The 10,681-nt window shown below is 39.6% G+C and carries 10 protein-coding genes; 6 read left to right on the top strand and 4 right to left on the bottom strand.

What is annotated here, in order from left to right:
* The first annotated feature begins 139 nt into the window (after positions 1–139).
* Positions 140–637 carry a molybdopterin-binding protein gene (locus tag LC653_RS42065; protein WP_229501220.1) on the top strand — a complete coding sequence of 166 codons (498 nt, stop codon included), beginning with the start codon at positions 140–142 and terminating at the stop codon, positions 635–637.
* A 109-nt stretch (positions 638–746) separates the two neighbouring features.
* Positions 747–983 (top strand): hypothetical protein, encoded by a 237-nt coding sequence (locus tag LC653_RS42060; RefSeq protein ID WP_229501219.1) that lies wholly within the window; start codon positions 747–749, stop codon positions 981–983.
* A 427-nt stretch (positions 984–1,410) separates the two neighbouring features.
* Here the strand turns inward: LC653_RS42060 and LC653_RS42055 are convergent, their stop codons facing one another.
* The 4 genes from LC653_RS42055 to LC653_RS42040 form a co-directional block, all read right to left on the bottom strand.
* On the bottom strand, positions 1,411–2,076 hold the full coding sequence (locus LC653_RS42055) for a hypothetical protein (protein ID WP_229501218.1): 666 nt from the start codon (positions 2,074–2,076) through the stop codon (positions 1,411–1,413).
* Between the two features lie 100 nt (positions 2,077–2,176).
* The gene (pnuC, locus tag LC653_RS42050) at positions 2,177–2,827 is read right to left on the bottom strand and encodes a nicotinamide riboside transporter PnuC (protein WP_229501217.1); all 651 of its coding nucleotides are present in this window, start codon (positions 2,825–2,827) and stop codon (positions 2,177–2,179) included.
* A 13-nt stretch (positions 2,828–2,840) separates the two neighbouring features.
* The gene (locus tag LC653_RS42045) at positions 2,841–3,854 is read right to left on the bottom strand and encodes an AAA family ATPase (protein ID WP_229501216.1); all 1,014 of its coding nucleotides are present in this window, start codon (positions 3,852–3,854) and stop codon (positions 2,841–2,843) included.
* Between the two features lie 52 nt (positions 3,855–3,906).
* The gene (locus LC653_RS42040; RefSeq protein ID WP_229501215.1) at positions 3,907–4,296 is read right to left on the bottom strand and encodes a hypothetical protein; all 390 of its coding nucleotides are present in this window, start codon (positions 4,294–4,296) and stop codon (positions 3,907–3,909) included.
* Between the two features lie 5 nt (positions 4,297–4,301).
* On the opposite strand from LC653_RS42040, the gene LC653_RS42035 reads away from it, so the two are divergent.
* From LC653_RS42035 to LC653_RS42020, 4 genes are all read left to right on the top strand, one after another.
* Positions 4,302–4,604, top strand: a complete 303-nt coding sequence (locus tag LC653_RS42035; protein ID WP_229501214.1) for a hypothetical protein — start codon at positions 4,302–4,304, stop codon at positions 4,602–4,604.
* A 273-nt stretch (positions 4,605–4,877) separates the two neighbouring features.
* On the top strand, positions 4,878–8,489 hold the full coding sequence (locus tag LC653_RS42030) for a DUF4347 domain-containing protein (protein ID WP_308189235.1): 3,612 nt from the start codon (positions 4,878–4,880) through the stop codon (positions 8,487–8,489).
* 127 nt (positions 8,490–8,616) lie between these two features.
* Positions 8,617–9,462: a hypothetical protein gene (locus LC653_RS42025; protein ID WP_229501213.1), complete on the top strand. Its 846-nt coding sequence runs from the start codon at positions 8,617–8,619 to the stop codon at positions 9,460–9,462.
* Positions 9,463–9,751: 289 nt separating this feature from the next.
* Positions 9,752–10,561 (top strand): DUF6671 family protein, encoded by an 810-nt coding sequence (locus LC653_RS42020; protein WP_229501212.1) that lies wholly within the window; start codon positions 9,752–9,754, stop codon positions 10,559–10,561.
* Positions 10,562–10,681: the final 120 nt, after the last annotated feature.

Below are 10,681 nucleotides of genomic sequence, written 5' to 3'. Positions count from 1 at the left end.
TGGAGCAGATATACTACAGAATTGTTAAAGGTCGCGGATGCTTTGAGGCTGACAAGATAATATTTTTAATCTCTAATTCCATTTGATTTGCGTTCTCTCATATCGCTTTTAGTCTAAACTCCAGTTAGTTCCGGGCTGGGTGGGGATTGCTCACACCAAATGGGTTGGTAGCATTCGGGTTTCAGAGACACCCCTGTTTTCTGAATACAACACAAAGAAGTATGTCTTAATTGGGGAAGACTATCCTGTTTCAGAGGACTTGAAAGCCAAAGGAGTCATGGGACAAATCTTGAGGGAGCAGAAAGTTAAAAGTGCCTTTGAATTACCTTGGGATGGTGAAATAGCAACTGGAAAACGTCTTATTCGCGGACGTTCCTGGTCAGGTGAAGGGAAAATTACTTTTGTTGAAGTCAGTTTAGACGATGGTAAAACCTGGAGCAAAGTCAGTCTACGAGAACCCAATATTACCAAAGCATGGGTACGATGGGATTTAGAATGGGATGCACGTCCAGGTCGCTATGGTTTACTTGCTCGCGCCACCGACGATCAAGACAATACTCAACCTGACAAGATTCCTTTTAACGAAGAAGGTTATAGCCATTGGGCTGTCGTCACCCATCCAATCAAAGTTGTCTAAAAGGCAATGCGATCTTTTGTTTCTTTATTCATCAGTTCAACTTCTTGGTATCCAGTTGGGAGTAAGCGAATCGACCGCGAATGATACATTTAATTATTGGTTGATGTCTATGCCCAGCTTTGAGAGCGATGTCTACGACGGGCTGTCCGGTGTCGCTACTTCCTCCATCCCCAAATTTCCTTACCCAGCAACCTATTACCAACAATCATGTTCTGTAGCCCGCCAAGGAAAAGGCTCAAAGTCGCGGATACCGTCTTTGATACGCTGGCTGATGCTGACTTCTAATCTTTGTAATGCCAACTTCAAGATTATTCGTTTTTTGCATAAAACACGAAACTTGAGGTGAAGAGTATTATATAACGGTATTTACTATGGATAAACTGGGGACAAAAGTAAAAGTCTCCTATACAATTTACTTCTATCAAAAACTGCTCTGGATTACGTCTAGGGCAGTTTTATATTGCACAGAAAACCAGATTTTCAACTGTACTTAGTGGGGAATCATCAACCCGTAGCTGCCAGTAATTGAAATCAGCGTGCAATGTGCTAAGTTATCTACTTCTGATTTTATTTTTTTGGCAAAGCGATCGCTTACTATGCCTCTTGGTGGAGTACAGTCATCGGCTATCATCCAACAAGCAACAAATATTTATGTCCATTCCTTTTAAAGACTTAAAAATAGAGTAACCAGTAAAGTAGGGGAAAGGGGAAAGGGATAGGTTTAAAACCTTTACCCTTTTCCCATCTGTTAACAAGACTTTGGCGGACTACTATTAACCATTAGTCGTCTGCCTAGTTTGAGATTGCAATAAAGCACTATTTAAGGTAAAAATCAAACTGATTGTTGCGATCGCACCAATGCCAAACAGAGGAGATGGTTCGGGAATCGGTTTGGCAATAGTATAACAATTTGCGGGCAAGGAACCCCCATCAGGTACATTGCCATCAAAAACAAATGAGACACCTGGAGTTCTTGTATTTTCTATAAAAACTTGCGTAGCGCCACCAGGGTAGCAGGTACTAGGAGATTGAGGCCCAGCAATACCAACATAGACATCCAATCCTGCTGGCAAGCTTACTCTTTCTCTCAATTGCGCTAAATTTGGAGGAGGACCAAAATATTGAGCTAGAGCTAGTTCTTGAATTGCATCTAATGTAGTTTTAGCATTACTACTGTCATAAAAATTAGCTGTTAAATATCTACCAAAACGATAAGTATTATCATTATTGTAATAGCGATAATAAGTCGTTTCTTGCGTTAGGGTTTGTTTTGTGCATTCAGAGTCAAGAAAAGACGTAATAACGGTAGCTTGATCCCCAACGGAGTCGGGTATGGGACAAGCCGCAGATGCAGGAGTTTGCCCAGCCAAAATTATGAATGGAGAAAGGCCGATAAGCGTTAATCCACCTACCCAAACACGATAATATTGCTTGTTCATTAAGAGAATTTTTTGTTGAAATTCTCGAAGATTTTATCAACTTCGTTTTTTTGTGTCAATTAAAACGTCATAAGGTATTGTCAGCATACACTTAATTAATTTAACTATGGCGCACCTTAACTGCTTTGAGCCAAGATATTAAGCCGTTAATTGCCATCAACAACAAAATTACATAAAGTAAAGCAATAAATTTTACTCCTTTAATGTTATATAACCAAATGCCAATAATATCAACTACAATCCAGTAATACCAACTTTCAATTCGCTTGTGCGTCATTAGCCACATAGCTGTAAAACTCATAACTGTTGTGAGTGCATCCAAGTAAGGAAAAGAAGCTTGCTCTGGAAATATTGCTGGCAGTATTATATGAATCTGACTCATCAATGCTCCCATGACAAAAGTTAAGGCTATTGTGACTGAAGCTGCCAAAATAATTTGGCGTCTTGGGCTATATCGAACATTTAAAACTTCTCCACTATCTAGCTTGGGTGTACTCCATCGCCACCAGCCATAAACACTTATACCCAAGTAATAAACTTGCTCTACCATATCTGAATACAAGCGAATTTGGTAGAAAAGCACCATGTACAGTAAGACACTAACTATTCCTACAGCCCAAGTTAATATATTTCTTTGAGATATTAGCCATACTGACCATAAATAAAAAATAGTTCCTAGAAACTCGATATAACTTATGGGATAACCCAGAATATTGAAGGCAATATTATTAACACTCCAAAACTCAAGCATATTATGTTCACTATTAAGAAAATAAATCTAATAAGTTATGATACTTTTGGTATCGATTCAATATCTTGCTAACAAAATCAATGCGTGTATTTAAATCCCCACTCAGAATAAAAAAGGGAGTTTTTCTAATAATTAGATCGTTTTTAATTTGTTTTTGAAATATGCTACGATTTATCTCTCCAGACCGATCCCATGTATCATCATAAGGTATATCTACATCGCAAAGAAAAACTAAATCATAGCGAGATACAGCCTGATGTGCTAGTTCCACTAAATCTGGAGCAACAGTTTTGTGATAGTACAAAGAAAATTGATAAGTTGTTAATGCATTTGTATCTGTAAATAAATATTGGTTCGCTTGTAACAACAAGTTTTCTTCACGTTCTAAATGTCCTTGTGCAATTTCTACAAGTTGAGACAGCGACAGCCTTCTATTAATTTGATGTTTTTCCCAATATTCCCGCCCATATTCTGGCATCCATAAGGTTTTATACTCTTTTGCTAATCGGGATGCAATAGTCGTTTTTCCAGTCGAGGGTGCACCGAGAAACACTATATTAGTAATTAAATCGCGGTAAACATCAGGATGTAAATAATCTCTAAAAGCATAAGGTTCTTTTCTGACTTTTGTTCCAGAAATAGGGAAAGTTTGGCGATCTCCGTCTACTAATCGATTAACGGCTCCTAATGCAAGGCTTACGTGTTCGCCATAGAATTCACTACAGTAAAAGTGCGTAACCTTTTTTGATTCTAATTTTTTCAGTATATATTCTTCGTGCTTTTTCTTAATTTTAAAGCTATCACCAACTTCTGTTGGCCCATCCCATGCCTCAATCACCTCAATTTGAGGATACAGTTTTCGTAACCATCTAGCCCGAACTGTTAAGGGAATTGCTGTTACCTCTGGACAATCATAAATCATCACTAGTACTTCATCCATTTCTGCTAAAGCCGTCTCAATCACAAATTGATGTCCTTTGTGAAGCGGTGCAAACTTACCTAGCGTGAGTCCACATTTTCTGCCCATAGCTTCCTATTATCTTGGCTAATGCAAACTATGAAAAACAAAAGACCATTCACTATATTTGTCCTTGAATAATTTTTCTCAATTCAGTACGGCTGCGATTCGCTTCAAACCAAAAAAATACACAAAAGATAGCTAGCATCAATATAGGCATTCCTACAAATAATGCAGCCATCTGATCAGGCATAGCACCTGCCAATATTATGGGAATAATTGCACTATACCAGCAGAAAAACCAGAATCTTAAAAACGCCATTACAAAAGGATGTAGGCTCATTTGTACATGAATCAAGGTTTGATGAGATTGTACTTCAAATCGACCTCGAATCATGGGTAGAAATGAATTGCGGTAATGGATTATACGGCTGATTTGAAAGCCTGACTCAGAAATAGTTCCTTGATAAGGAGCGTGTTTTACATAAAATCTAAATGTCTTCGTAAGCAAGACTTTTGCAAATAAGAGAGAAAATCGATTGGGGAGACGATTGGTGGACTACACCCCATAGGAGCGATGTCTACGACGGGCTGCGCCTACGCTACTTCTCCCTCCATCCCCAGATTTCCTTACTCAGCGCCCCATCACCAGCAACCATGTCCTGTGTTCCGCCAAGGAAAAAGCTCAAGTTCGCGGATGCCGTATATGGACGTGGTAGTACTTGGGGTTGCCTTGAAAAAGCGAATATGTCTATGATGGGGCACCTGCTTGCTCTTGATGTAAATAAAGATATTGGGTTTGAGATGCGCTACCCCTGATTACTGTACTCTTTAATACTCTTCACAGTATCTTGATAATATTTCAGGAAATACATCGATGAAATTAAGGCTGAATCTCAGCAAAATAGTACTAAGATCATCGCTGTAATTTTTTTGATTAAGTGTTCTTGTCTTAAACGAATAAATCTGGCTTAGTGATTAAATTAGATTTCTGAATAATGGTTTCTTATTTTCTAGAACCCAATATCTCATTTTCTAGAAGTAGGGTTTTATAGTAATTAAAACTCAAAATTAACTTATGAATGTAATATAATGAACCTCAAAACCACAAGCATTATTTTCATAGATCCTTCAGTAAATAGCTACGAAAAATTATTAGATGCCATTGTATCTAAAACCGAGGCAGTAATCCTTGATCAAAACCGGGATGGGGTAGATCAAATTACTGAAGTCCTATCACAGCACCGTGGAGTTGAAAGTGTACATATTATCTCTCATGGCTCTCCTGGTTGCCTCTACTTAGGTAGTACCCAACTTAGTCTCAGCACATTGCAACGCTACACCCAAAAACTGCAAACCTGGTTCTCTCAATCTTGCCATCTCTGCATCTCTCCATCTCTGTTACTCTACGGCTGTAATACTGCTGCTGGAGACGCTGGGGAAGAATTCATTGAGAAGTTGCACAAGTTGACAAAAGCTAGCATTGCTGCTTCTGCCAACCGTACTGGCAATGCTGCTTTAGGCGGAGACTGGAAGTTGGAAATCAGTCGAGGTGAAGTGGCAACTGCTCAGGTATTCAAACCAGAAATATTAGAGACTTACAACTTTGTTTTACCTTCCTCAAATGACAACTTTGTAAACCGGATTATACTTTCTGGTAACTCAGGCAGTAGTACAGGCAATAATGTAGGAGCTACAAGTGAATCAGGTGAGCCAATCCAATCAGGAACCACTAATTCTGTCTGGTGGAGTTGGACTGCTCCCGCTTCTGGAAACATTGTTTTTGATACTATAAATAGTAGTTTTGACACTTACCTTTACGTTTATACAGGCAATAGCGTCAACAGTTTAACCCTCGTTACTTCTAACGACGATATTGGGGGTGGAAGTCTTGCTAGTAAGGTAAGCTTTGCTGTAACTGCCGGAACAACTTATTACATTGCCGTGGATGGGTATCAAAGTAATACAGGTAATATCACCCTCAACTACTCTTTTACCTCTAGTACTAGCACATCTAACACTGCTCCTACATTAACAGACACCGTTGTTACCCTCAATTCAATCAACGAAGATTCAAACGCACCTGTCGGAGCAGTGGGAACCCTAGTCTCCTCATTGGTGAAATTAGGAGGAAACGTCAACGACCCCAACAGTAAAGCAGTCACTGGTATAGCTATTACTGCTGCGGACACCATCAACGGTTCCTGGTGGTATAGCACTGACAATGGGGTAAACTGGTCTAGCCTGGGTACAGTATCTAATACTAGCGCCCGCTTGTTAGCAGCAGATGCTAACACCCGTGTTTATTTCCGCCCATCCTCTAACTTCAACGGTACTATTAGCAACGCCATTACTTTTCGCGCTTGGGATCAAACTAGTGGAATAAATGGTGGCTTGGCTAGCACAAGTGCAAATGGTGGTTCCACTGCCTTTAGTAGTGGTACTGACACAGCTTCAATTACGGTTAATCCTGTCAATGATGCACCTGTAGTTACATCCATTAATCCTTTAATCGTTGCTGAAAATGCTAGCAACGGTACAATTCTTGGTAATTTAACAGCTACAGATGTTGATGGTAACACTACCTTCTCTAACTGGGCAATCGTAAATGGAAATATAGACACAGATGGTGACGGTAATCAAGCTTTCAGTATTAATTCCAATACTGGACAGCTAATTATCAATGATATTGATGACCTTAATCCCCAAAGTAACCCCAGTGTAAATCTGCAAGTCAACGTCAGCGATGGTACTGCAACCAGCGCCAATCAAAACGTTACTATCAAGCTCGTACTTAATCCTGGTGACCTCGACACCAACTTTGGTAATAGTGGTATAGTAAACACCAAATTTGGTTATGGGGGAGCTGCTTACAGTGTCGCAATTCAGCCGGATGGTAAAATCTTGGCAGTAGGCTATGTTTATATGTATAACGGTAACGTTAACGCCCCTGATTTTGCTCTAGTACGCTATAACCTTGATGGCAGCTTAGATACTACCTTTGGCAATGCTGGTAAAGTTACCACTCATGTAGGTACTTCCAGCGATTACGGTTACAGTGTCGCTCTTCAGTCTAACGGTAAGATAATTGTAGCTGGCTATACTTCGGGAAACAGTACCCAACCTAACCAACCAGATTTTGCTTTGGCACGCTATAACGCTGACGGTAGCTTAGATAGTAGCTTTGGCAATGCTGGCAAACTTATTACCAACTTTGGGGAGGACTTCGGTCACAAAGTCTTGGTTCAGCCAGACGGTAAGATTATTTTAGCAGGGTATATCGGCAATAGTAATGCAGATTATGTTTTAGTACGCTACAACACCGATGGCAGCTTAGACACAAGCTTTGGTACTGGTGGCAAAGTTAGCGGCACAAAAGGCTATGCCGTTGCCATTCAGTCCGATGGTAAGATTATTGTTGGCGGAAAAGGCTCCAATGGCAGTGACATTGATTTTGCCCTAACACGCTATAACACTGATGGTAGTCTGGATACTAGCTTTGGCAACAGTGGTAGAGTTTTAGCCGCGATTGGTACTTCTGGTGAAGAAATCCATACCATTGCAATTCAGCCTGATGGCAAAATTGTTGTTGCTGGAAGAGTATGGAAATTTGTTAATAATACTAGCTCTAATCAAAATGACTTAGCCATTGCTCGTTTTAATACGGACGGCACTCTAGACGCTAACTTTGGCAATGGTGGCAAAGTGATTACACCTCTTAGTGCTAGCACTGATGATCGTGCTAATAGCCTATCCATTCAGTCAAATGGCAAAATTGTTGTTGCTGGCTATATTGACAGTGGAACTACTACTCTTAATCGCACCACTGTTTTATTAGCTTATAATTCTGATGGAACATTAGATAGTAACTTTGGCACAGGCGGTCAGGTTACGACTTCGATTAAGAGCCAATACGATGAAACTGATGTCGTTGCAACTCAATTGGATGGCAAGATTGTTGTTGTAGGTAATATTGATGGCTACTTTGGAATAGCACGTTTCCTCGGTGTAGATGATAGCGATCGCCTCTTTGGTAATGCTGGCGATGACTATCTATACGGAGGTAATGGTAATGATACCATCAACGGTGGTGCTGGTAATGATTACCTATACGGAGAGAATGGCAATGATTACCTTCTTGGCGGTGCGGGTGATGATGCCCTTGATGGTGGCGATGGCATTGATTCGTTAACAGAATCAAGTGATGTCAACTTTACATTGACTAATACTAAACTTTTTGGGTTAGGTAGCGATACCCTCAGTAGTATCGAACGAGTAACGCTGACTGGTGGTATTAATGACAATATCTTGGATGCTTTCGGATTTACTCTTGGTAACGTCTATCTCTATGGCGATGCTGGTAATGATACCATCAACGGTGGTGCTGGCAATGACCACCTTTATGGCGGTAATGGTGATGACCTACTCAATGGTGGTGCTGGCAATGACCACCTTTATGGGCAAGCAGGTACGGATATCTTTGTTCTTGCATCGAGTAATCATACTGATACCATCTATAGTTTTGAGGATGGTATCGATAAACTTAGTTTATTTGGTGGTTTGACTTATGGGGTTTTGACTATCTCTGCAAGTGGCAATAATACGAATATTCGTATTACTTCTACGAATGAGGTATTAGCTACTTTAACCACCACCAATCCTAGTTTGATTACCGAAAATGATTTTATTCTTTATGATGTTTAACGTCAGTTTAGAGTACCCTAGATAATTTCCTTTTATCAAAAACTGCTCTGGCCCATGTCTAGGGCAGTTTTTTATTGCAGGTAAAAGTCAGATTTAGAACTACACTCAATAGTGAATTATCTGCCTATTGTCAGCAATCGAAGCTTCTAAAAAATATTACGCTACATTTCGTAAAACCACATATTTAGATATACTTCTGTATAAACCTTCACTTTTGCCAGCCCAGCCATACAGACTCGACCTTTACCATAACCAAGGCATTGACCCGAAAGCAATCGCAATTTCCTTTAAGCAGTTAGTCGAGAATTACCCAGAAGTAGATTTGCGAATCGTGGGTATGAAAGTACGTGGTCAAAACAAGTTTCTGCCTCGTGCTAAAGCTGCTGTTGAACGTGACAAGTCTGAACTAAGTGCGGAATATTTTGAAATTTATAATCAACTTAAAGCATTAGCACAAGAGAAATTACAAGCACTAATTCCAGAGAAAGATAGCCGAATTCCTAGTTTAGAGACTATGGTGGTTACGGCACTGCAAAGCCCTAAATTTTACGCCCAAACTTATAGTAATCAGGGAAATACTATGTCACAAAGTCCTAACAAACAATCCAACTTTGACCTCAAATGTGCTCAATTTGCAGGTGGTCTAGTCAACGCAGACACAGTACCCGCACAACAAATCGGCGGCAATATCACTAACTACAACCCACAGCAAAAGCAGAATCTCGCAGAAGCCGCAGCAGAAATTCAGCAGCTTCTCAACCAATTAGGACAGAGTTATCCTACTAGCACTCCACTAGAAAAACAGATAGCGGTGACAGAAGCACTTAAGCAAATCAATGGTAATTCTACTTTGAAAACACGGGTACTTGGGGCACTGAAAGCTGGCGAGACAGAGGCATTAAAAGAATTAGTAGATCATCCTCTTGTCAATATACTTTTGGCAACTTTAGAAGGTTGGCAGGATGTTGAATAGTTCAGCGACTACAGATGAAGCAGAGGGATAAATAGCACTTTTTTGGGAAAAAGGTTTGAAACCCTTATCATGACTAGATTACACTTTCATTCGGCAAGCCCTAATTAGGGGGCTTTGGGTTCGATGAACTTGAGCTTCAAATTGCGTAGGCTATTTGAACCGCAGGCATCGGTGCGAGTACGCTTGCACTCAAAAACGCTCAAGCTGGTTTGCGGTGATAAAATCAGAAGAATCAGCCGTTTTAGGATTACAGAAAGCTACAAACTTAACTAATAGGGATTAGCGCAGAATGAATGACCAGCAATTATTTAATGATCGTTTGGCTGTGTTGGCGACAATGCACCAAAAAGAAAAGGTAATTGCTCCACTATTAGAACAAGAGTTAGGCATCAAAATTATAGTACCACAGGATTTTAATACTGATATTTTTGGCACATTTACTAGAGAAGTAGAACGTCCGGGAACACAAATTGCCGCAGCTAAATTCAAAGCAGAGAAAGCTTTAGAATTAACACAAGAAAATTTAGCGATCGCTAGCGAAGGTAGTTTTACACCCCATCCATTAGTTCCTTACATTTACTGTAATAGAGAAATAGTTGTTTTTTTAGATAAAATCAATAATCTAGAAATTATTGGTGAGGAAATTTCTACAGATACTAACTTTAATCATCAAATTATAACAAATTTAGATGAGGCATATATTTTTGCTAAGAAAGTTGGTTTTCGAGAACATGGATTAGTTGTCTGGTTTGAAAACTTAGAGAATAGATGTAATGAGATAACGAAGGGTATTACAAAAGAAACAGATTTGATAGCATCAGTTGATTTTGCATTGCATAATTCACCAAATAGTCAGGTAAATATCGAGACAGATATGCGGGCAATGTATAATCCCACTCGGATGAAAAATATTGCAAAAGCTACCCATAATTTACTCCAAAAAATTAACAATTGTTGCCCAAAGTGTAATACCCCTGGTTTTGAAATAACTGAAATAATTCAGGGATTACCCTGTGAATTTTGTCATATCCCAACCACCTTACCACTGTCCACAATTTATCAATGTAAAAAATGTGGTTTTAATCAAGAGAAACTATAGCTATAGCCATGAAGATTAGGACGTAGACTATAAGAGTTCCAATTGCGTCTACCCCATTTCAATGGCCAAAGCAAGAGAGTGATGATTTCCGGCAAAAAGTCATGCAAGCGATTGAGTTGG

This window comes from Nostoc mirabile CHAB5784 (assembly GCF_020829645.1).
GTDB classification, from domain to species: Bacteria; Cyanobacteriota; Cyanobacteriia; order Cyanobacteriales; family Nostocaceae; genus Nostoc; species Nostoc mirabile.
This window is presented reverse-complemented; position numbering and strand designations above follow the sequence as displayed.

Excerpts from the sequence above, each read along its gene's own strand:
- LC653_RS42060 (WP_229501219.1), top strand. The coding sequence starts at position 747 with ATGCCCAGCTTTGAGAGCGATGTCTACGACGGGCTGTCCGGTGTCGCT.
- LC653_RS42055 (WP_229501218.1), bottom strand. The coding sequence starts at position 2,076 with ATGAACAAGCAATATTATCGTGTTTGGGTAGGTGGATTAACGCTTATC.
- pnuC (WP_229501217.1), bottom strand. The coding sequence starts at position 2,827 with ATGCTTGAGTTTTGGAGTGTTAATAATATTGCCTTCAATATTCTGGGT.
- LC653_RS42045 (WP_229501216.1), bottom strand. The coding sequence starts at position 3,854 with ATGGGCAGAAAATGTGGACTCACGCTAGGTAAGTTTGCACCGCTTCAC.
- LC653_RS42030 (WP_308189235.1), top strand. The coding sequence starts at position 4,878 with ATGAACCTCAAAACCACAAGCATTATTTTCATAGATCCTTCAGTAAAT.
- LC653_RS42020 (WP_229501212.1), top strand. The coding sequence starts at position 9,752 with ATGAATGACCAGCAATTATTTAATGATCGTTTGGCTGTGTTGGCGACA.